21 protein-coding genes are annotated in these 22459 nt (G+C 29.4%); 3 read left to right on the top strand and 18 right to left on the bottom strand.

Annotated features, from left to right (window positions below):
* Positions 1-50: 50 nt before the first annotated feature.
* Positions 51-443, top strand: coding sequence for a cupin domain-containing protein (locus AC5SL0_RS06940; RefSeq protein ID WP_018413735.1), 393 nt, complete (start codon positions 51-53; stop codon positions 441-443).
* A 74-nt stretch (positions 444-517) separates the two neighbouring features.
* Here the strand turns inward: AC5SL0_RS06940 and pnp are convergent, their stop codons facing one another.
* From pnp to AC5SL0_RS06880, 12 genes are all read right to left on the bottom strand, one after another.
* Complete coding sequence (gene pnp, locus AC5SL0_RS06935; RefSeq protein ID WP_494618246.1) at positions 518-2590, bottom strand: polyribonucleotide nucleotidyltransferase; 2073 nt, start codon at positions 2588-2590, stop codon at positions 518-520.
* A gap of 21 nt (positions 2591-2611) precedes the next feature.
* Positions 2612-2860, bottom strand: a complete 249-nt coding sequence (gene rpsO, locus AC5SL0_RS06930; protein ID WP_006997516.1) for a 30S ribosomal protein S15 — start codon at positions 2858-2860, stop codon at positions 2612-2614.
* Between the two features lie 13 nt (positions 2861-2873).
* A complete protein-coding gene (gene rbfA, locus AC5SL0_RS06925; RefSeq protein ID WP_006997517.1) occupies positions 2874-3242 on the bottom strand; it encodes a 30S ribosome-binding factor RbfA in 369 nt (122 codons plus the stop codon).
* Complete coding sequence (infB, locus tag AC5SL0_RS06920; RefSeq protein WP_494617186.1) at positions 3242-5446, bottom strand: translation initiation factor IF-2; 2205 nt, start codon at positions 5444-5446, stop codon at positions 3242-3244. The genes rbfA and infB overlap by 1 nt, the downstream gene beginning before the upstream one ends.
* Positions 5447-5456: 10 nt before the next feature.
* Positions 5457-7010 (bottom strand): transcription termination factor NusA, encoded by a 1554-nt coding sequence (gene nusA / locus AC5SL0_RS06915; protein ID WP_011281673.1) that lies wholly within the window; start codon positions 7008-7010, stop codon positions 5457-5459.
* Positions 7011-7108: 98 nt separating this feature from the next.
* Entirely contained in the window at positions 7109-8278 is a 1170-nt protein-coding gene (gene metK, locus AC5SL0_RS06910; protein ID WP_494587325.1) for a methionine adenosyltransferase, read from the bottom strand.
* Positions 8271-9815: an apolipoprotein N-acyltransferase gene (gene lnt, locus AC5SL0_RS06905; RefSeq protein ID WP_494618244.1), complete on the bottom strand. Its 1545-nt coding sequence runs from the start codon at positions 9813-9815 to the stop codon at positions 8271-8273. The genes metK and lnt overlap by 8 nt, the downstream gene beginning before the upstream one ends.
* A 1-nt stretch (position 9816) precedes the next feature.
* Entirely contained in the window at positions 9817-10278 is a 462-nt protein-coding gene (ybeY, locus tag AC5SL0_RS06900; RefSeq protein ID WP_011281671.1) for an rRNA maturation RNase YbeY, read from the bottom strand.
* Positions 10271-11272: a PhoH family protein gene (locus tag AC5SL0_RS06895; protein ID WP_011281670.1), complete on the bottom strand. Its 1002-nt coding sequence runs from the start codon at positions 11270-11272 to the stop codon at positions 10271-10273. The genes ybeY and AC5SL0_RS06895 overlap by 8 nt, the downstream gene beginning before the upstream one ends.
* Positions 11273-11274: 2 nt before the next feature.
* Positions 11275-12642 carry a tRNA (N6-isopentenyl adenosine(37)-C2)-methylthiotransferase MiaB gene (miaB, locus tag AC5SL0_RS06890; RefSeq protein ID WP_041185770.1) on the bottom strand — a complete coding sequence of 456 codons (1368 nt, stop codon included), beginning with the start codon at positions 12640-12642 and terminating at the stop codon, positions 11275-11277.
* Positions 12620-13030 carry a Fur family transcriptional regulator gene (locus AC5SL0_RS06885; RefSeq protein WP_006997525.1) on the bottom strand — a complete coding sequence of 137 codons (411 nt, stop codon included), beginning with the start codon at positions 13028-13030 and terminating at the stop codon, positions 12620-12622. The genes miaB and AC5SL0_RS06885 overlap by 23 nt, the downstream gene beginning before the upstream one ends.
* A 9-nt stretch (positions 13031-13039) precedes the next feature.
* Positions 13040-13426 (bottom strand): peptidase M22, encoded by a 387-nt coding sequence (locus tag AC5SL0_RS06880; protein WP_006997526.1) that lies wholly within the window; start codon positions 13424-13426, stop codon positions 13040-13042.
* 7 nt (positions 13427-13433) lie between these two features.
* Here AC5SL0_RS06880 and AC5SL0_RS06875 point away from each other — a divergent pair, with 7 nt between their 5' ends.
* Positions 13434-14432, top strand: a complete 999-nt coding sequence (locus tag AC5SL0_RS06875; protein WP_271741212.1) for a polysaccharide deacetylase family protein — start codon at positions 13434-13436, stop codon at positions 14430-14432.
* On the opposite strand, the gene AC5SL0_RS06870 is transcribed toward AC5SL0_RS06875, so the two are convergent.
* Genes AC5SL0_RS06870 through murJ form a run of 4 tightly spaced genes read right to left on the bottom strand, consistent with a single transcriptional unit; the run spans position 14429 to position 18672 of the window.
* Positions 14429-15544, bottom strand: coding sequence for a glucosaminidase domain-containing protein (locus AC5SL0_RS06870; RefSeq protein WP_494618243.1), 1116 nt, complete (start codon positions 15542-15544; stop codon positions 14429-14431). The two genes, AC5SL0_RS06875 and AC5SL0_RS06870, sit on opposite strands and share 4 nt — an antisense overlap.
* 2 nt (positions 15545-15546) lie before the next feature.
* On the bottom strand, positions 15547-16089 hold the full coding sequence (locus AC5SL0_RS06865; RefSeq protein ID WP_006997529.1) for a NifU family protein: 543 nt from the start codon (positions 16087-16089) through the stop codon (positions 15547-15549).
* Positions 16090-16142: 53 nt separating this feature from the next.
* A complete protein-coding gene (gene trpS / locus AC5SL0_RS06860; RefSeq protein WP_494618241.1) occupies positions 16143-17144 on the bottom strand; it encodes a tryptophan--tRNA ligase in 1002 nt (333 codons plus the stop codon).
* Between the two features lies 1 nt (position 17145).
* Positions 17146-18672: a murein biosynthesis integral membrane protein MurJ gene (murJ, locus tag AC5SL0_RS06855; RefSeq protein WP_494618239.1), complete on the bottom strand. Its 1527-nt coding sequence runs from the start codon at positions 18670-18672 to the stop codon at positions 17146-17148.
* A 50-nt stretch (positions 18673-18722) separates the two neighbouring features.
* Between murJ and AC5SL0_RS06850 the strand changes: the two genes are divergently transcribed.
* Entirely contained in the window at positions 18723-21011 is a 2289-nt protein-coding gene (locus tag AC5SL0_RS06850; RefSeq protein ID WP_494618237.1) for an NADP-dependent malic enzyme, read from the top strand.
* Here AC5SL0_RS06850 and AC5SL0_RS06845 read toward each other — a convergent pair.
* Both AC5SL0_RS06845 and rsmI read right to left on the bottom strand, forming a co-directional pair.
* Positions 21008-21601 (bottom strand): BON domain-containing protein, encoded by a 594-nt coding sequence (locus AC5SL0_RS06845; RefSeq protein WP_271615905.1) that lies wholly within the window; start codon positions 21599-21601, stop codon positions 21008-21010. The genes AC5SL0_RS06850 and AC5SL0_RS06845 overlap by 4 nt on opposite strands.
* A complete protein-coding gene (rsmI, locus tag AC5SL0_RS06840) occupies positions 21591-22454 on the bottom strand; it encodes a 16S rRNA (cytidine(1402)-2'-O)-methyltransferase (RefSeq protein WP_271615904.1) in 864 nt (287 codons plus the stop codon). The genes AC5SL0_RS06845 and rsmI overlap by 11 nt, the downstream gene beginning before the upstream one ends.
* Positions 22455-22459: the final 5 nt, after the last annotated feature.

Raw genomic sequence — 22459 nt, 5'->3', positions numbered from 1 at the left:
GACTTAATAATTTATATTTAAAAAAAATAAGACATAAGCTAAGATTTTGAATGATTTTTGTAAAAAATCTTGCTTCTGTTTTGAGTCAAGAATGGTCATCAACTGAAAAGTATCCTGGAGTAAGGTGGAAATTTTTAGTTGATGCAGATTTTGATGGTAGTTCTGGTTTATCCCTTGGTTTTGCTGAAATAGTGCCTGGTGGAGATTTAACACTTCATTATCACTCACCAGCAGAAATATATGTGGTTACCAATGGTACAGGAATTTTAAATAAATCAGGTAAACTTGAAACAATTAAAAAGGGCGATGTAGTTTATATAGCTGGAAATGCTGAACATGCCTTAAAAAATAATGGAAAAGAAACCCTTGAATTTTATTGGATTTTTCCGACAGATCGCTTTTCAGAAGTAGAATACTTTCCAGCAAAACAAAAGAGTGTGTAAGGTTTTTAATAAAAGCCCCATAAAAAAAAACCCCAGAACTTTCATTCCAGGGGTTTAGAATTTTAATTTAAAAATTATTCAGCAGCTTGTTTCATAGAAAGTTTAACTTTACCTCTATCGAAACCAATCACTTTAACTTTTACTTCATCACCTTCTTTAACAATATCAGTAACTTTTTCTACTCTTTTAGTAGCAAGTTCTGAAATGTGAACAAGACCATCTTGTTTGCCTAAGAAATTTACAAATGCACCAAACTCCATAATCTTCATTACTTTACCTGAATAAATTTTATTTAGTTCAGCTTTTGCTGTGATGTCTTTGATCATTTGCATAGCAATGTTTCTAGACTCTTCATCTGGAGCAGCAACAGTTACCACACCTTCATCGTTCACATCTAGTTTAGCACCTGATTTTTCAACAATCTCTCTAATCGTTGCTCCACCTTTTCCAATTACAGCTGCAATATCTTTTTTATCAACAGTAATTTGTTCCATTTTTGGAGTGTGCTCACCAACATCAGCTCTTGATTCACTTAAAGCTTTATTCATTTCACCTAAGATATGAATTCTTCCTTCTTTTGCTTGTTTTAAAGCCTGCTCCATGATTTCAAATGTGATACCTGTAATTTTAATATCCATTTGAAGAGAAGTAATTCCATCTTTAGTTCCAGCAACTTTAAAGTCCATATCTCCAAGGTGATCTTCATCACCTAAAATATCTGACAAGACACTAAAATCATCGCCTTCTTTAATTAACCCCATTGCAATACCTGCAACTGGCTCTTTAATTGGCACTCCAGCATCCATAAGTGCAAGAGATGCACCACAAACACTCGCCATTGATGAAGAACCATTGGATTCTGTAATTTCTGATACTATTCTGAAAGTATATGGAAACTCTTCCTTTGGAGGTAATGAAGAGTTAATTGCTCTCCATGCTAATTTTCCATGACCAACTTCACGTCTTCCAGTTCCAATTCTTCCAGTTTCACCAACTGAGAAAGGAGGGAAGTTGTAATGAAGCATAAATCTTTCTCTATGCTGTCCATCTAAACTTTCCAATCTTTGTTCGTCATCAGATGTACCTAAAGTAGTAACCACAATCGCTTGTGTTTCACCTCTAGTAAATAGAGCTGATCCGTGAGTTCTTGGTAAAACACCAACTTCACACTCAATAGCTCTTACATCAGCTAAACCTCTGCCATCAATTCTTTTTTTATTTTTAAGAATGTCAGTTCTAACAATTTTCTTTTCAAGATTTTTTAATTCATCATTAACATTGAAATCAGAATAATTTCCATCCTCTGCAAAAAGTTGTTTTGCTTTGTCAGAAATTTCTGAAATTTGATTTGATCGATCTTGTTTGTCTATTGTTGCAAAAGCTTTAGTTAAATCTTCTGTAAAGTTTTCTTCAAGTTTTTTCTTAACTTCAGATAAATCTTTCTTTTCAACAGTCCATTCTGGTTTTCTGCATTCTTTTGCAAGTTCCTCTATCATTTCGATTACTGGAACAAAACCTTCGTGACCAAACTTAACTGCATCTAACATTACTTCTTCTGTTAAACCTGATGTTTCTGACTCAACCATCAGCACGGCTTCTTTAGTACCAGCTACAACTAAATCTAAAGTAGAGTTTTCTAACTCAGCTTTTGATGGGTTTAATATGTATTTTCCATCAACTAAACCAACTCTTGAAGCACCCACAGGTCCCATAAATGGCATTCCTGAAATGGCTAATGCAGCTGATGAAGCTGTAATTGCTAAAATGTCTGGTTGATTATCTTTATCATATGAAATTACAGTTGGTAACAACTGAACTTCATTTTTGAATTCACTTGGAAACAAAGGTCTGATGGGTCTATCAATTAATCTTGAAATCAATTGTTCACTTTCAGTTGGTCTTGCCTCTCTTTTAAAATATCCACCAGGAATTTTACCGCCTGCATAATATTTTTCTTGGTAATTTACAGACAGAGGAAAATAATCCATATCTGGATTTACTTTTTTGGCTCCTACTACTGTTGCTAAAATAACTGTTTCACCACATGAAGCAATGATTGCTCCGTCTGCTTGTCTTGCTACCTTACCTGTTTCTAAACTTATCTTCTTACCTGCTACTTCAATTTCCTTCTTGTATACTTTGAACATCTATTTTCCGTTTCCTTCTGTCTATTTTCTTAAATTTAATTGAGTTAATACATTTTTGTAAGAATCAAATTTATTTTTCTTTAAATATTCTAACAATTTTTTTCTTCTATTTACTGCTCTTAATAATCCAACCGAAGAGTGTTTATCTTTTTTGAATTGTTTAATGTGTGCTGAAAGAGTTTCAATTTTTCCTGTTAATAATGCAATTTGTACTTCTGAAGAACCAGTGTCCTTCTCGTGCATTTTTAATTCTTCTGCTTTTTTCGTCATACTATTTATTTTCCTATTTATTTGTTTGTTTTATTAAGTTTTCTATTTTTTCTGCGTACTCAAATGAGTCGTCTTTAGCAAAAAGTATTTTTGGTAAATATTTCATAATTATTTTTTTAGATAAAGCTTTTCTAATTAAGAAAGAATATTCTTTTAATTTTTTAATAACTAACTCCGAATCTTTACCACCTAATGGTAATACGTAAGCTTTTGCAATTTTAAGGTCTTGACTCATTTTTACTTCAGTAACCGTTATAGTATTAGTTTCTAAATTTGGGACCTTAGCTTCATTTCTGGCAAAAATCATGCCTAAAGATTGCCTAATCATCTCTCCAACACGCAATTGTCTCTGTGATACTGGTTTTCCTATTCTATCAGCCATTATACTGTTCTATCCGTTGTAGTCGTACTAAAGGCCTCTATTGTATCGTTTTTCTGGAAATCGATAAAGTCCTTAAGCGTTATTCCACACTCTTGGCCATTACTAACCTGTTTTGCCTGATCTTTTTCTCTAAAAATAGTACTTATTTTACCCGTATAAATAATTGCTCCATCTCTTACTACCCTAGCACTTGCGCCACTAGTTATTTCACCTTCAGTTACTTTTGAGCCTGCAACTTTTCCTGTACCTGAAACTTTGAAAATTTCTAAAATTTGAGCTGTACCAATAATTTTTTCCTGAACATCTGGAGCAAGAAGTCCTGACATTCTTAATTTAATATAATCCAAAACTTCATAAATAATATTATAAGAAGAGATTACAATTTTTTCATTTTCTGCTAATTTTTTTGCTTCCTTACTTGGTTTAACATTAAATGCAATTAGTGCAGCGTTAGATGCTTTTGCTAAAGTTACATCTGTTTCTGTTACCATTCCAATATCAGATAAAATTATTTTAGGTTTTACTTCATCATGGGTAATTTGATTAATCGCACTTTTGATTGCCTCTGCAGATCCATGAACATCTGATTTTACGATAATATTTAATTCTGCAGCTGACTTATCAGCAAAAGCCGAGTCTTGAGTAGCAAAAGTTAAAGGACTTCCACCAGTTTTGCTTTCTTCTGCTCTATTCTGACTTAATGTTTTTGCCTCTTTTTCTGAATCTAGTACAATAAAATCATCTCCAGATTTAGCCGCTCCATTAATTCCAAGAATTTCAACTGGCATTGATGGTGGTGCTTCATTAACATTTTCTCCTTTATCATTAATTAAAGCTCTTACTTTTCCCCATTTTAATCCACTAACAAAGAAATCACCTTTTTTAATTGTTCCAGATGTAACTACAACTGTTGCAACAGCTCCTCTGCCAATATCAATTTTAGATTCTAAAACAATTCCTGTAGCTTTAGATTCAAAGTCAGTTTTTAAGTCTAAAATTTCTGCTTGTAGAACAATCGACTCTACTAACTTATCTAAATTTTTTTTATTTTTTGCAGAAATTTCAACCATTAAAGTATCTCCCGATAGATCCTCTGCAATAAGTTCGTATTCTAAAAGTTGGTTCTTTATTTTTTGTGGATCTGCCTCAGGTAGATCACACTTGTTAATTGCTACAACTATTGGAACGTTCGCAGCTTTTGCGTGTTTTATAGATTCTATTGTTTGAGGTTTAACACCATCATCTGCAGCAACTACTAATACTACAACGTCTGTTAATTTTGATCCTCTAGCTCTCATTTCTGTAAATGCAGCATGACCTGGTGTATCAATAAAAGTCAGTTTATTAGATTCGTGTTGTATTTGGTAAGCTCCAATGTGTTGTGTTATTCCACCAAATTCACCAGAGACAACATTCGCACTTCTTAAAACATCCAATACCGAGGTCTTTCCATGATCCACGTGGCCCATCACAGTTACGATTGGTGGTCTATTCTTTAAATTTTCAGATCTAGACTCTTTTATTTTTTGAATAATTTCTTCTGCTTTTGTTTCTCTAATCGGATTGTGACCAAATTCTTTTACTAAGTATTCGGCAGTATCTGCTGCTAATGTTTGATTGATAGTAACCGTAACACCCATTCCAAATAAATGTTTAATTACATTGCTTGATTGCTCAGCCATTCTGTTAGATAGTTCTCTCACTGTTATTGCTTCAGGAATATTTACATCTCTTTTTACAGGCTTTAAACTTTCTTGAATTTCTTCTTTAGTTAGTTCTCTATTTTCTTTTAATTTTGCTCTTTTAAGCGAAGCCATACTTCTTGATCTTGCTTCGATCTCATCACTTAATGCTCTTGATACTGTTAATTTTAATTCTCTTTTTTTAGTTTCAGGTTTACCTGTATCCCCTTTCAATCTTCTAGTTGCTCTTTGTTCAGCTAACTTACGTTTTTCATAATCATTAGTTATTGGAGAAGCCGGTTTAGGTACTGATGTGGTTCTTGGAGGGAAACTACTTGTTGTTGATACTGCTGGTTTTGACCTAACACTAGCAGGTCTAGTAAAGCTACTTCTAGGTGCGAATTTGCTGGGCTTTTTTTCAATTACAACGGAATTTTTACTTTGAGTTTTTGCTAACTCTATATTCTCTATCGATTTCTTGGCTATGCCAGACAGTGTTAATTTTGTTTTTTTGTTTTCCATATTTCATTACTCAATCTTTGTAAATTATGCTTCTTGCGGACATAATTAATTCATCTGCTTCTGTTTTTGATAAAGCAAAATCTTCAAGGTATCCTTGAATCTTAATTCTTTCACCTTTTACAACATCATAACCACCTGTTAATTCATCAGAGGCAAGGTCTGCAAAATCTTCTAATTTTAAAATCTTTTGTTCTCCTAAAGTAACTAACATTCCAGGAGTCAGTCCTTTGTGATTTATAAGATCATCTTGAAGTCCCAAATCTTTAATTCTTTGAGTAATATCTTCTTGATCTTTTTGGTAAAACTCTTTTGCTCTTTCAATCAAAGCCTTGGCAGTGTCTTCCTCTATACCTTCAATTTTCATTAAATTTTCTGGTGAACTATCTTTAATATCTGAGATTGAAGAAAAACCTTCAGCAACAAGTAATTGTCCTAATGTTTCATCCAGCTCTAAATTTTTAACAAAGTTTTCAGTTTTTTCTTTAAATTCAGATTGTCTTCTTTCTGAATCTTCTGCATCAGTCATTATATTAATTTCGTAATTTAATAATTTAGTAGCAAGTCTTACGTTTTGACCTCTACGACCAATTGCTTTACTTAAATTTTCTTCTGTTAAAATTACATCTAATTTTTTTGCAACACTATCAACGTTCACTCTTTGAACTTCAGCCGGTGACAATGCATTTGAAACTACTATTGCTGGATCTTCAGACCAATTAACAATATCAATTTTTTCACCTTGTAATTCGTTAACCACTGCTTGGACTCTTGATCCTCTCATTCCAACACAAGCTCCTACTGGATCTAATGAAGTATCAACTGCTTTAACACAGATTTTTGCTCTACTTCCAGGATCTCTTGCTGATGATTTAATTTCAATTAAACCATCATAAATTTCAGGAACCTCTTGAACAAATAATTTTTCCATAAATTTTGGATGTGCTCTTGATAAAAATATTTGTTGTCCTCTAGCTTCTCTTTTAACATCATAACAGTAAGCTTTAACTCTATCTCCAGCTTTAATGTTTTCTCTAGGGATCATTTCATTTTTTTGAATAATTGCTTCAGTTCTACCTAAATCAACTATCACATTTCCAAACTCTAGACGTTTAACAATTCCACTTAGAATTGAGTCTTTTTTATCTATAAAATCATTGTATTGTCTTTCACGTTCTGCTTCTCTTACATTAAAACTAATAACTTGTTTTGCTGTTTGTGCAGCTATTCTTCCAAAATCAAAAGAGGGAAGCGGTTGTAAAATTTCGTCACCAATTTTTTTATCTTTGTTTGCTTCATTTAAAATGATTGCATCTTGAAGATTAATTTCTGTATTTGTATTTTCTGGTTTTTCTACAACAATTAATTTTCTGAAAATTCCAATATCACCACTTTCTCTGTCTATTAAAACTTTAATTTCATTGTCCTGTCCAAATTTTGATTTGGCAGCTTTTGCAATTCCCGTTTCCATGGAATCTATAATTAATTCTTTATCTATAGACTTTTCCAAAGCAACTGCTTCAGCAATTCTTAATAATTCTAATTTATCTGATCTTCTATTTAACATAAGTTTATTAGCTCCAAAAAAAAATGGGCTAAAGCCCATTCTGTAATTTCAATAATGTAAGGGCAATATATAAAGATTTTTTTTTAATTCAATAGCAACTATTTAGAAAAAACGTCTTTTTTATCAGTTTTTTCCCATGAAAATGAGCCGTTAGCTTCAGGCACTCTTCCAAAATGACCATAAGCTGCTGTTTTTTCATAAATAGGTTTATTTAGGCCAAGCATTTCTCTTATACCTCTTGGGCTTAAATCAAAATTTTCTGAGATTTTTTCTGTTACAAATTTATTTTTTTCTAAATCATTATCAAATAAATCTACATAAATTGATAAAGGTTTAGAAACTCCAATTGCGTATGCTAATTGAATTAAACATTTTTCAGCAATGTTAGATGCAACAATATTTTTAGCAATATATCTTGCTGCATAAGCAGCTGATCTATCAACTTTAGTTGGATCTTTACCAGAGAAAGCTCCTCCACCATGAGGTGCTGCTCCACCATAAGTATCTACAATAATTTTTCTACCTGTTAAGCCACAATCCCCATCTGGGCCACCAATTACAAAATTTCCGGTTGGGTTTATATATAATTCTTCTTCATTAAAATCTTTCAAAAACTTTTCTGGAATTGATTTTAATAAATAAGGTTTTAATAATTCTCTAACTTTAGCTTGATCTACATCTGCTGAGTGCTGTGAAGATATAACAACTGATTTTACTTTGGTTGGTTTTCCATCTTCATACTCAAACGTGACTTGACTTTTTGAATCTGGCTCAATATTTTTTAATTTTCCAGATTTTCGATCTTCCGCCATTAATCTCAAAATCTTATGAGAATAATGAATTGGTGCTGGCATTAATTCTTCAGTTTCGTTACAAGCATAACCAAACATTATTCCTTGGTCACCTGCTCCCTCATCTTTATTACTTGATGAGTCCACACCCATCGCTATATCAGCAGATTGTGCGTGAAGGTGGCTTTCTATTTTTGTAGCTTCTCTCCAAGTAAAACCATCTTGATCGTACCCTATATCCTTGATGCATTCTCTTACTTTTTGAATAAGATCTTCTTCTTTGATGCTTGGTCCTCTTACTTCTCCAGCTAAAACAACTTTATTTGTAGTGGTTAAAGTTTCACATGCTACTCTTGAAAAAGGATCACCTGAAAGAAAGCTATCCACAACCATATCAGAAATACGATCTGACACTTTGTCTGGATGTCCTTCAGAAACAGACTCGCTTGTAAATAAAAAATTTTTTAAATTACTCATGTGTAATTTTCTTAAATGAAAAAATTAAAAAAATATATAATAAAATAAGTATAAAAAATATCTTATCCCCATAATTCATATAAGGTGTAGATTTAAGGATTTTACTCTCTTTAAAATCAACATATCCAATAGTGCCAAACTCAACTTTTTTTTCTATAATACCTATTGGATTAACAATGGCAGATATTCCATTGTTTGCTGATCTAATTACATATTTTCCACTTTCAATTGATCTAAAGATACTGTGTGCAAAATGTTGCTTTGGGCCAATAGAATTTCCAAACCACCCATCTTCTGAAATATTGATTATATAATCAAAATTTTTGTCTTTAAATAATCTATTTGAATAAATAATTTCATAACAGATTAAGGGAAGTAATTTTAATTCTATCTTGTCATTTTTTATTAAAAGTGCTTTTTGGTTCTCACCTTTTGAAAAAGATTGGTAATCATTGGTTACTGTTTTAAGTCCTATTAAACTAAGAACTGATTCAAATGGAGTAAACTCTCCAAATGGCACTAAATTAATTTTGTTATAACTATGAATTAAATCCAATTTATTATTAAAAATCGCCATTGAATTAAAAAATAAATTTTCACTATTTTTAATTTTTACACTATTTAGACCCATGATAATTAAATCATCACTCGAAAAACTATTTGAAAATAATTCCTTATATATATCCATATCTCTTAAATAACTGTCTGGAATAATTCCTTCAGGCCATAAAAAAATCATTGGCTCTTTTTTTTCTGGACTACTCAAGGTAATTAGTTCTTGTATTATCTTTAATTCATCCTGCTTTGAATAAAATCGGTCTAAACTAATATTGGGTGATACGGCTCTTATTGTAAAATTATTTTTAATATCAGCTGTAGTATTAAATTGATTATATTTTAAATTGCCAAAAACTAAAAAACCTACAGAAATTATTATAAAGAAAAAACAGACAATAATTTCTTTTCTGGTTTTTCTTAAGATAAATACAGCTGGAACAGTAAACAAAGATATACAAATTAAATTGAAAGAATAAGTCCCAATTACTGAAAGAATTTGAATAAAATAAATACTTTCTGAAAAACTAAAAGCAATTAAATTCCATGGAAAACCAGTAAGAATGGACCCTCTAATAAATTCAATAGATCCAAATAAAATTGAAAAAATAAAAAATGTACTAACAACATCTCTAGAATAAAAAACAGAAAACAAATAAGTTATTAATCCATAAAATATTGCAAGAAAAGCAGGAAATAAAACTATAGCTATTGGTATTAAAAATTTAAAGCTTTCATCAAAAGTTAAGGAAATTGCAATCCAATATAAACTACATAAAAAATAACCAAAACCAAAAAACCATCCATATTTAAAGAAAGATTTATTATTTGGATTATTTTTTTTTTGTGTAAAAAGAAAAATAAAAAATAACGAAAAAGTAAAAAAATTAATTATAAAATAATTATAAGGTGGCAAGCTGTAAGAGCTGATAGCACCTAAAAAAAATACATATAATATGTTTAAAAAATTTTTTTTAAGCAAGTTAAGCAACTTTTGTTTTGATGAATTTATAAATTAAATCTTCTTCTTTAATCATTTTTTTAAAATCTTTTAGTTTTATATGATCGTGTCCTAATAAATGAAGAAATCCATGAATAAAAATTTTAACGACTTTTTGTTTAAACTCTAAAATGCTTATATTTTTTGGTTTATTCATAAACTCATAGCTAATTACTATATCACCAAGATAATTTGATTTTTTTGGGTTAAATTTTTTCTCAAATGGAAATGATAATACATCTGTAGGTTTATTTTTATTTCTAAAATCTTTATTAAGCTTTTTAATATTCTTATTATTTGAAAGTAAAATTGTTAGATTTATTTTTTTACCAATAAATTTATATTTTTTTGGAAAAAATTTTAGAATAGAATTAAAAAAAGTTTTATTTCTTTTGATTTTTTTGCTCCAGAGAGTGCACTCCGAAACTACATCAATTTTAATCATTTTCTTGGTCAGAGTACGCTTTTACAATCTTAGATACCAAAGGATGTCTCACCACATCTGAATGATCAAAATCTACAACAGAAATTTCTTTTAAGTGCCCAAGTAATTTCTTAGATCTACTTAGGCCTGACATGTTTTTATTTGGAAGATCTATTTGAGAAGGATCACCATTTATAACAATTTTAGAATTCTCACCTATACGTGTTAAAAACATCTTAATTTGAGTATCTGTTGCATTTTGGGCTTCATCTAAAATTGCAAAAGAATTCTTTAACGTTCTTCCTCTCATGAAAGCAAGTGGTGCTATTTCAATATCACCAATTTCAATCATTCTCTGTATTTTTTCGAAATCAAATAAATCATAGAGAGAATCATATAGAGGCCTTAAATAAGGATCTACTTTCTCCTTCATATCTCCTGGTAAAAAACCAAGTCTCTCACCAGCTTCTACTGCTGGTCTTGATAGAATAATTCTTTCAATTTTTTTATCAAGCAACATAGTTAATCCAACTGCTACTGCTAAAAAAGTTTTACCTGTCCCTGCAGGTCCTGCAGATATGACAATATCACTTTGTCTTAAAGCTCTAACATATTCTTTTTGTCTCTCTGATCTAGGGATAACAGATTTTTTTGGTGTTTTAATTATATCAGAAACATTTTGATTTTTTACTTTTTCTTCAATCATAAATTTATCTATAGATGAGATTATATCTTTTTTCTCAATACTGCCATTGTTAATAAATTGATTTGCAAGAAATTGAATAGCATTTTTTGTAATTTCATTTTGTTCTGGGGTTGATTTTATTAAAATAGAATTTCCCCTTGAATAAAGATTTGTATTAGTAATTTTTTCAAGTTCTTTTAAATTTTCATTAAACTCACCAACAACTCCCATTAATAAATCATTATCATGAAAGATAACGCTTAAAGAGTTATTATCAGAGTATACAAATTTTAATGTTGAATTAATTTTTTTTGAAACTGTATTATTCAATTTTAAGCTACCTTTTTTTTAGAGCTTTCAGTTAATTTTCCAAAAAGACTATTTTGATTACTACTTATTATTTCGACCTGCACAAGTTTTCCAATATTTTCTATATTGCCATCAAAAATTACTGATGTCATATATTCTGTTCTTCCAAATAACTTAATCCCATCTTTCATTTTATTTTCTACTAGAACATTTAAAATTTTATTTTCTAAAGATTTATTTTTTTTTATTTGGTTATTAAATAATTTCTCCTGAATTATCTCTAATCTTTGTTTAGATTTTTTTTGATCCACGAGTGTTAAATTTGCAGCAACGGTTCCTGGTCTTGGGCTAAAAATAAACGAATAAGAGTTGATAAATTTTACTTTTTCAATTAGTTCCATTGTCATTTTAAAATCTTGCTCATCTTCTTCTGGGTATCCAATAATAAAATCACTAGAAAACTCAATTTTTGGGTTAATCTTCCTTAATTTTTCATAAACTAGCAGGTATTCTTCAATGGTGTGTTTTCTATTCATTAGATTTAAAATTTTATTTGATCCACTTTGTACTGGTAAATGTACAAGGGGCATCAGTTTAGATGATGTCTTATAAACATTAATCAAATCATCTGTCATATCCTTGGGATGAGATGTTGTGTATCGAATTCTTTCAAGTTTATCAAAGCTATCAAGCTTGATTAACAAATCTGATAGTCTATATTTTTTACCTTCCTCATCATAACTGTATGCGTTTACATTTTGACCTAACAAGATAATTTCTTTTGCACCACTTTGAACCAATTCTTTTGCTTCATTTATGATTTGGTCAAAAGGTCTGGAGTATTCTGGTCCACGAGTATAAGGCACTACACAAAAATGACAGAATTTATCACAACCTTCTTGGATTGTTAAAAATGAAGAGACTTTACTGTCTTTATTTTTAATCTGACTTAAATAATTAAATTTAGAAATTGTATCAAATTCTGTTTCTTCCTCTTTTTTTTTGTTTTTTAAATGATTTAATATTGCCTCATTTATTTTATGGTAAGACTGTGGACCAATTACAATATCAATATAAGGTTCTCTTTTTAACATTTCTTGATTTTCAGCTTGAGCAACACAACCAGCAACAACTACAATTGGTTTTTTTTTCTCTCTAAAAATTTTTTTGACTCTTCCTATTTCATGGTAAACTTTTTCTTTTGCTTTATCACGAATATGACAGGTGTTTAAAAGATAACAATTTGCATCCTCATATTTTTCAGTTTTTTCAAAGCCTATTTTTTTTACAGTATCAAATATACGATTTGAATCGTATTCATTCATTTGACAACCAAAAGTTTTAATAAAAATTTTTTTTAACATTGTGTTAGGATTTTTTTTTAACCCCATATAATTCTAATTTGTGATCAACCAATCGATAACCGTATTTATCAGCAATTTTTTCTTGTAGCTTTTCTATCTCTTCATCCACAAATTCAATAATTTCTCCTGATTTAACATCAATTAAATGATCATGATGTCCTTCATTTAATTCCTCGTATCTAGCTTTGCCTCCTTTAAAATCATGTTTAGCTAAAATTCCAGACTCCTCAAAAAGTTTTACTGTTCTATATACTGTGGCAATACTTATTTTTGGATCAATCTTTGAAACTCTATTATATAGTTCATCTACATCTGGATGGTCATTAGACTCTGACATTACTTTTGCGATAATTTTTCTTTGATCCGTTAGTTTAACTCCTTTAGCTAAACATTTTTGTTCAATATTTTCTGACATTTTTTAATTTTAACTTAAATAAATAGGATTAATCAAATTCTTTTTAATTTTAAATTTTTCACATAAACTAGGGACTTCTTCATACTTAACTTCTTTAAATCCTTTAAAATCTTCAAAACTAAAACAATAATAATTGATTTTTTTTGTTAGAAATAAAGCTTTAATCGTCGCTAATGAATTTCTAATTCCTGCAAAACTGCCAGGTCCTCTGTTAACATAAATAATATCAATTTGATCTAAAGTAGAGGAATTTACCTTTAAAAAATCATTAATTAAGATCATTAATTTTTCAAAATTAATTTTACTATTTTCATGAGTACAAGTATAAATATTTTCACTAACTATGAGTGTTAAAAAAATTTTATCTCTTGTGGCATCTACTATTAAATTTTTCATTATAATAATGTTATTTGCTATCAATTCTAAAGCAGAAGAAAATAATATCAAATATTATTCTGAAGATAGTGGCATTCTTTCTTTGATGTATCACCGATTTGATGAAAATAAGTATCCTTCAACAAATATACAAATGGATATTTTCAAAGAACAAATGTCTATAATCAATACCTCAAATTATAAATTTTTTGATCCACAATATTTACAAAAAGAATTTAATTTTCCAAAAAATAAAAAAGAAATACTTATCACTGTAGATGATGCTTTCTTATCATTTTATAAAATTGCGTGGCCATATTTGAAAAGAGAGAAAATTCCTTTTATTTTATTTGTTTCAACTGAAACCGTAGGTAAAACTGGCTATATGAGTTGGCAACAAATACAAGAAGTAGAAAAAGAGCCATATGCTTACATTGGCAATCATTCACATTCTCATAATTACCTGGTTGATCTAGAAACAAAAAATTTTTTGGCTGATATTAATACTTCAATTGAAATTTTTAATCAGAACTTAGGTTATAACCCAATCTTTTTTTCATACCCATTTGGTGAATATAGCAAAACTATTAAAGATTTTATTTCCAAAAATTTTGATTTTGCTTTTGGACAACATTCTGGCGTCATTGATATTAATAAAGATCCTCATGAATTACCCAGATTCCCAATTAATGAAAAATATGGTGACTTAGAAAGGTTTAAATTTTTGATTAATCTTGGTCCACTTCCATACAAATCTTTAAACCCTAAAGATAAGTATATTATCAATAACAATCCACCAAAACTATCTGTTGAATTTTTTGAAAATCAAAAAAATATAGAAAATATTAATTGTTTCTCTGATGAGGGTAGTGGATGGGATAAGTCAAATATTACTTTTAATAAAAATATACTAAACATAAATTTTAGAGAAAAATTCACATTCAGAAGAGGTAGAGTTAATTGTTCACTTAATGATGATGGAATATGGAGATGGTTCGGCGTTCAATTTTCAGTGAATCAAAATTAAATTAAACTTTCTAAATCTTTGCTAGATGGTAATAACTTTGCATCATCAAAATCTGTTAAATCATTTTGTCTAATAATTTGTTGTAAAATTTTAACATACTCTTTTCCTGTCTCTGCATATTTATCTAAGTATTCGGTAAGAATCATACTGTCTAATTCTTTTCCTTCATCTCTCAATTCTGCTCTTGCACTTCTAAAATCTTTATAAGACGAGTGTGTGTTTAAATTTCTTTGATATGCTTTTACAGACGCCTGCAAAACCTTAAATCTCATAACTTTATGTGTACTATCATCTTCTGCATCGGCTGGTTTTATTCCTTCACCACTCCACGTCCACTGACCAAACAATGCATTTCCCTCTTGAGCAAACCTTGATGTTCCCCAACCAGTTTCCTTTGCAGCTTGAGCGATTGCCATTGAAACGGGCACTTCATCCATTCTAATTTTCAATGTAGATAAATCTTTGTTTACAACTCCATATTGTTTAAATTTTATGTTTAACCACTCTTGTTCTGTCTTTGTATTTTTGCTTTTATTTAAAATACTAAAGAGCTTTATTCTATCTAGTTTAATACTATTATTTTCATCAATGACTAAAGGCAAAATTATCTGAATGAATAATTCTTTTCTTTTTTTAGTATTTTCTATTTTTCCAATTTCTTTTGGTAATAGATCTAAATTTATAGGCTTTACTAATTTATTTTCTCTAACATCTTTTAAATTATAATTTGTTGATTTAAAAAGTTCTTCAATTGTTGCAGCACTTAATAGTATGGCATCTGAGGGCTGTTCATCGAATGTTAAAACATCTTCATATAAAAACTTTTTATTTAATTGTTCATCTAGTTTTGTTGTTTTGTTTTCTAATAATTTTTTTAAATTATTCTTTGAATTATTTTCATAATCCTTAGAAAATATCATTTTTTCTTTTGTAAGATTCATGGCTAATGGAGCTATAAAAAAAATCGATATAATGATTAAACTTGATAAAAAAGTTCTTGAAAGATTATCTAGTCCACTTTTTTGTGCTTCTAGTTTATTTTTTTTTTTTAAATCTTTTGCAGTTTCAAAAAAAGATGTAAGTTTTTTTCTAATAATTATTTTTTTTCTCATAACTATATTGCAACCACTTCTTTAACCTCAGGCAAATAGTGACATAAAAGATTTTGCACTCCTTGTTTTAAGGTCATTGTCGAGCTGGGACAGCCAGAACAGCTTCCTTGTAATTCTACCTTAACAATTCCATCTTTAAATTCTTTAAATTTAATATCACCACCATCTTTTGCAACAGCAGGTCTAATCTTTGATTCTAAGATACTTATAATTTGCTTTTCGATTTCAGTGTGTTCCTCTTTTTTTTCTCCAAGTAACTCATTGGCAATTACAAATTCTTTTCCTGTAGAATAAAAATCATTAATCAGTGAAATAGCTATATGTTTAATATCTTCCCAATTTACTTCTTCATTTTTATTTATAGATATAAAATCTTCTCCTAAAAATACGCCTGTAACCCCATTAATTGATAAAATATTTCTTACTAATTCATTGTCAGTTTCTTCTTTTTTTATCACTTCAAATGAGCCATTATTGGAAACTGTTTTTCCAGGCAGAAACTTTAGTGAATTTGGGTTTGGTGTTACTTCGGTTTGAATAAACATCTTTTTATATATAATGATTACTGAGAAAATTTAAACTAATTAATATAATCTTATTAAAAACCTACTAAATCTTTAATTTCTTTTATTTTTTTTGAAGCAATTTTATTAGCTTTATTAGAACCTTCTAAAAGAATTTTATCTAAATAACCTTCATCATTTAATAGTTTTTTTATTTCTTTTGAGATTGGGTCAATAGTTTCAATTAAAGTCTCTGATAACTTCTCCTTAAACTCTGAAAAATTTTTTCCTTTAAATTCAATAATAGATTTTTCTAAATTTTGATTTTTTAAACTTGAATAGATCCCTAATAAATTTTCAGCTTCTGGTCTTTCGTTTAAATCTTTAATATCTGAAGGAAGTGGCAAAGGATCCGTTTTTGCTTTTTTAATTTTATTTAATATCTCTTCGCTATTATCTGTAAGATTAATTCTGCTCAAATCTGAAGGATCTGATTTGCTCATTTTTTTTAAACCATCTTTAAGACTCATTATTCTAGAAAACTCTTTCTGTATTAAGGGCTCTGGAACTTTTAAAAAATCTGTTGCATTAAAATCGTTATTAAATTTTTGTGCTATATCTCTACAAAGTTCTAAGTGTTGTTTTTGATCATCACCAACAGGAACATGGGTTGCGTCATACAGCAGAATATCAGCAGCCATTAATACAGGATAGGAGTAAAGACCAATACTAGCTTTTTCCTTATCTTTTCCAGCTTTTTCCTTAAACTGAGTCATTCTATTAAGCCAACCAATTCTTGAAACACAACTCAATATCCATGCGGCTTCAGAGTGAGCCGGAACCATTGATTGATTAAAAATTATACTTTTGTTGGGATCTATTCCACTTGCAATAAATGTTGCTGCGGTTTCTCTTATATTCTTTTTTAGTTCCTTAGGATCTTGTTTTACTGTAATTGCATGAAGGTCAACTACACAAAAAATACAGTCATTTTCTTTTTCATTTTGGAGTTTTACAAAATTTTTAATTGCTCCAAGATAGTTTCCTAAATGTAGGTTACCAGTAGGTTGTACTCCAGAAAAAATTTTTTTAATCATATCAATAGTTTAAATTAATATCTGTTCTTTTAAAAGCCTTGATTAAAACTGCAATGAAAAAATAAAATATAAGACCAGTAATAACAGCACCCACTAAATAGATCGCTTTAAAATTTTCTTGATAGGATAATTCATTATTAAAAAAATAAATTATATAGTTAAAAAATATTCCCATAATCACTGATGTTGTTAAAATTTTAATTAATCTATCTATAAAGATATGATTAAAATTGAAAAAACTTTCTTTTTTTAAAAAGATAAACAATAGCAATGCATTAAACCAAGATGAAATGGTAGTTGCGATTGGTATGATTATAAAACCAATTTGTTTAAAAAAGATAACACTTATAAATATATTTAATAAAACAGATAATAATGAAATATAAAACGGTATTTTTGTATTATGTCTTGCGAAAAAAAATGTCGAAAAAACTTTTATTAATGAAAAAGCAGGCAAACCAATTGCAAAATAAAATAGAGCTTTTGCTGAATTCTTAACACTTAACTCATCAAAAGAACCATAGCCAAATAATGAAGAAATAATTTCTTCTGAGGCAATTAATAATGCAACTGTTGCTGGGATACTCAAGAATAGACTAAGTTCTAAAGCTTTATTTTGAATTAAGTTTATTTTATCTTTATTTTGACTTTTAACATATTTGGATAGTTGGGGTAAAATAACTGTACCAATTGCAATTCCAGCAATGGCTAAATTTATTTGATAAACTCTATCAGCATAATAAAGGTAAGAAACCGCGCCAGCTTGAAAAGATGCAATAATTGTTCCTACTAAAATATTTATTTGAGTAACACCTGATGAAAAAATACTAGGTAATAATTTTTTAAAAAAGTTTTTAATTTTTTTATCAATGTTAATTTTAAATTTAATCTTAGGTGAAAAATTTTTTTTTACAAAAAAATATAGAAAAATAAATTGTACACCACCTGAAATGGTTACAGCATAAGATAAATAATAAACAAGATTATCGTCTAATATTTTTGCAAATAACAAAACTCCAATTAAAAGTATATTTAAAATAATTGGAGCAGCGGACGCTATTGCAAATTTATTATGTGAATTTAAAATTGCAGAAAAAAATGATGCTAAACTTATAAAAATTAAAAATGGGAAGGTAATTCTTGTTAAGGTTATAGCTAGTTCCATTTTATCATAATCGCCTTCAAAACCTGGTGCAATTAGATAAACAAATAAAGGCATCCATATCTCTACAATCAAAACTAAAACTATTAGGCCTAGGGAGAGTAGATTAAAAATACTATTAGCAAAGTTTTGTGCTTTTTTTTTATTATTCAATAATGATGAGTAGCTTGGAACAAAAGCTGCATTAAATGTTCCTTCAGAAAATAATCTTCTAAAAGTATTAGGAATTCTAAATGCCACAAAGAAAGCATCTGCCAAAATTCCAGTTCCAAGGAATACTGCTATTAAAATATCTCTTAAATAGCCCAGTAACCTACTAATTATTGTGAAAAAGCTAAACGTGCTTGTTGACTTAATAAGGTTCATAAATCATATTAGTCTTAAATTTGCTCCATTTGTATATCTAATTAACATAAATGAAAAAAACTAAAATAGATCATTATACTGATAAAGAAGCTCTAGAATTCCACAGCTTAAATAAGCCAGGAAAATTAGAAATAAATTCTTCAAAACCAATGACAACTAAGAGGGATTTGGCATTAGCTTATTCTCCTGGTGTTGCAGTTCCAGTTCAAGCAATCGCTGACGATCCAGAAACAGCATACGATTATACATCTAAAGGAAATTTAGTTGCAGTGATAAGTAATGGCTCAGCTATTTTAGGAATGGGTAATTTAGGAGCACTTGCATCTAAACCTGTTATGGAGGGAAAGGCAGTTTTATTTAAAAGATTTGCCGATATAGATTCTATTGACTTAGAAATTGACTCACAAGATTCTGATGAAATTATTAATAGTATTAAAAACTTTGCATGCAGTTTTGGTGGTATTAACTTAGAAGATATCGCAGCTCCCGATTGTTTTATAATTGAAGAAAAATTAAAAGAAATTTTAGATATTCCAGTTTTTCATGACGATCAACATGGAACAGCAATAATAACTACAGCTGCATTAATTAATGCCCTAGATATTAGTGGCAAATCAATAAAAGACATTAAAGTTGTTGTAAATGGAGCAGGTGCATCAGCAATTGCTTGTACAAATTTATTTAAAAATAGTGGTGTACCTAGTGAAAATGTAATCATGCTTGATCGTAAAGGAGTGGTCTATAGAGGCAGAACTGAGGGAATGGACCAGTGGAAATCTGCCCATGCAGTAGAAACTAAAAAAAGAACTTTAGAAGAAGCTATAAATGGAGCTGACGTATTTTTAGGATTATCTGCCAAAGGAGCTTTGAAAAAAGAGTTAGTAAAAACTATGGCCAAGAACCCAATAATTTTTGCCTGCGCAAATCCTGATCCTGAAATAACACCTGAAGAAATAATGGAAGTTAGAGATGATGCCATTATTGCAACTGGAAGATCTGATTATCCCAATCAAGTAAACAATTTAATTGGTTTTCCTTATATTTTTAGAGGAGCATTAGACGTAAGAGCTACAACTATTAATGAAGAAATGAAGGTTGCAGCTGCAAACGCAATTGCAAAATTAGCAAGAGAAGATGTTCCAGATGAAGTTGTTGCCGCAATGGGAGGAGATCGTCCTAAATATGGAAAGGATTATATAATTCCATCCACGTTTGATCCAAGACTGATTAGTGTAATTCCTGCAGCTGTTGCAAAAGCTGCTATGGATAGTGGTGTTGCAAAAAAACCTATAAAAGATTTTGAGGCTTATAGAGACCAACTCAAACAAAGGCTAGATCCCTCAGTAACTATTATGCAAGGTATTAACTCTCATATCAAAAAAAATCAAAAGAGAATTGTTTTTGCAGATGGAGAAGACGAAAACACTCTTAAGGCGGCAATTGCATTTAAAAATTCTAAATTAGGTACACCAATTTTAATTGGTAAAAAAAATAAAATTAAAGAAAGAATAAAAGAAATTGGCTACAATGAAAATTTTGATATCGAAATAGTTAATTCTGAAGACACAACAAAAAGAGAGAAGTACGTAAACTTTTTATTTGAAAAATTGCAAAGAGAGAAAGGTCTTTTGGAAAGAGATTGTGATAGATTAGTTAGAAATGATAGGGTTATATGGGCATCTTGTATGGTTGCTTGTGGTGATGCAGATGGTGCTGTCACTGGAAATACTAGAAGATTTGGAGCTTCTTTTGATAAAGTTACACAAGTTGTAGATGCTAGACCAGGTGAAATCATGTTTGGATTAAATATGGTTGTTGCTAAAGGAAAAACTATTTTTGTTGGAGACACGAGTGTAAATGAATATCCAAGTTCAGAGGAGCTTGCAGAAATTGCAATTTCATCAGCTAGAGTAGTTAAAATGTTTGGCTTTGTTCCAAAAGTTGCTTTTGTTTCTCACTCTACTTTTGGTCAACCTCTAACAAGTAGAACTAAACATATAAAAAAAGCTGTTGAAATTTTAAAAGATAAAAATGTAGATTTTGATTTTGATGGGGACATGCAGCCAGATGTTGCCTTAAATGAAGAATACAAAGAATTATATCCTTTCTCAAGTATTGTGGGAAATGCAAATATATTAATAATGCCAGGTCAGCACAGTGCTGCTATTTCTTATAAAATGATGAAAAGCTTAGGTGATACAAAAGTTATTGGCCCTCTTTTAATTGGATTGGGTCAACCCATTGAAATAGCTCCTTTAAGGTCATCTACTTCAGAAATCATAAATTTAGCTTCAGTTGCTGCCTACTCTGCTGATGTAATTGATTATAAAAAAAGTTAATTTTTTTGAATTCTTAAATCTTCAACCAAGACAATACTTGCAATAACATCTTCTACATCTAGTATTTCTTTTGCTTCATTTATTACTTCTTTTCTTTCTTCTGTGGTTAAAGAAATCCCATAAATAAATATTTTTTTCTTATAAGTATCAATTTGATAATTGGTTGCTTTAATTTTTTTGTTAAATATTAAAGCAGTACGAAGTTGGGATGTAATTAACAAATCTTTAGCTGATTGTTTGAAATTAAAATCTTCTTTTAATTTAATATCATTTTTAACTGATCTGGCACCTTTTGTTTCCCATGCAAGTTTAGTAATTTGAAGTTTTTCTTCAGGATCATCGACTTTTCCTGTTACAAAAATTTTTCCATCTAAAACTTTTGTGCTAACAGCTAAGATATAGTTCTTATCTCTTAGGGCTAATCTTGCAGCTAAATTTTTTTGCATTACAGAGTCGTCTATTTGGGTCCCTAAAGATCTTGGATCAAACGCAACACTAACACCTGTTCCAAAAACTCCTTTTGAGCTAATCCCAACACATCCTGTTAAGATTAAAAAAATTAAACTTATTAAAAATATTTTATTTTTCATTTTTTATTTTTAGACAATAATTGTAAATTTCTTTTTTTGAGACATTCGTATTTTGACTAATTAAATCTGTAATATCTTTTATGCTTAGTTTTTTAATTAATTTTTGAATAATTACTTTATCAGATTCTTTTAATATTATCGATGAATTTTTTTCTTTTACCTTTTCAGAAATAACAATTGTTAACTCTCCTTTGGGATCAGATTTAAATGGTTCAAGTGTCTCCACATCTGTTCTTATATATTCCTCATAAAATTTGGTCATTTCTCTACAAACCAAAATTTTTCTATTTGAAAAGTAACGTTTTAAATCTTTTATCGATCTATTAAATTTTCGTGGAGAAATAAAAAAAACAATACAGCACTCTAAATTTGCAAGCCTTTCGAAATCTTCACTTAATTTGCTATTTTTCTCTGGAAAAAAACCATAAAAAAAATATTTTTCATTAAATCCACTTATGGAAACTGCAGAAGAAACAGCAGACGCACCCGGAATTGGAAAGATATCTATTTCGTTAACAACACATTCGTTGACCAATATAGCTCCTGGATCTGAGATCGATGGAGTTCCAGCGTCAGAAATCAAAGAAACGACCGATCCTGATTTTAAAATATCAATTACTTTCGATAAATTTTTTTTTTCATTAAATTTATGATTTGCAATAAGTTTTGATTTAATTTCATATCGTTCTAATAAATTTTTTGAAATACGTGTATCCTCACACAGTACATAATCTGATTTTTTTAATACTTCTAGGGCTCTTAAAGTGATGTCGCTTAAGTTCCCAATAGGAGTAGATACAATATAAAGACCACTTTTAACTTTATTATTTATATTTTCAGTATGTAGAATCATCAAAT

It is taken from the genome of Candidatus Pelagibacter sp. PS_16, from assembly GCF_059417965.1.
Note: the sequence above shows the minus strand (reverse complement) of the source record. Positions and strands in the feature narration are given on the sequence as shown.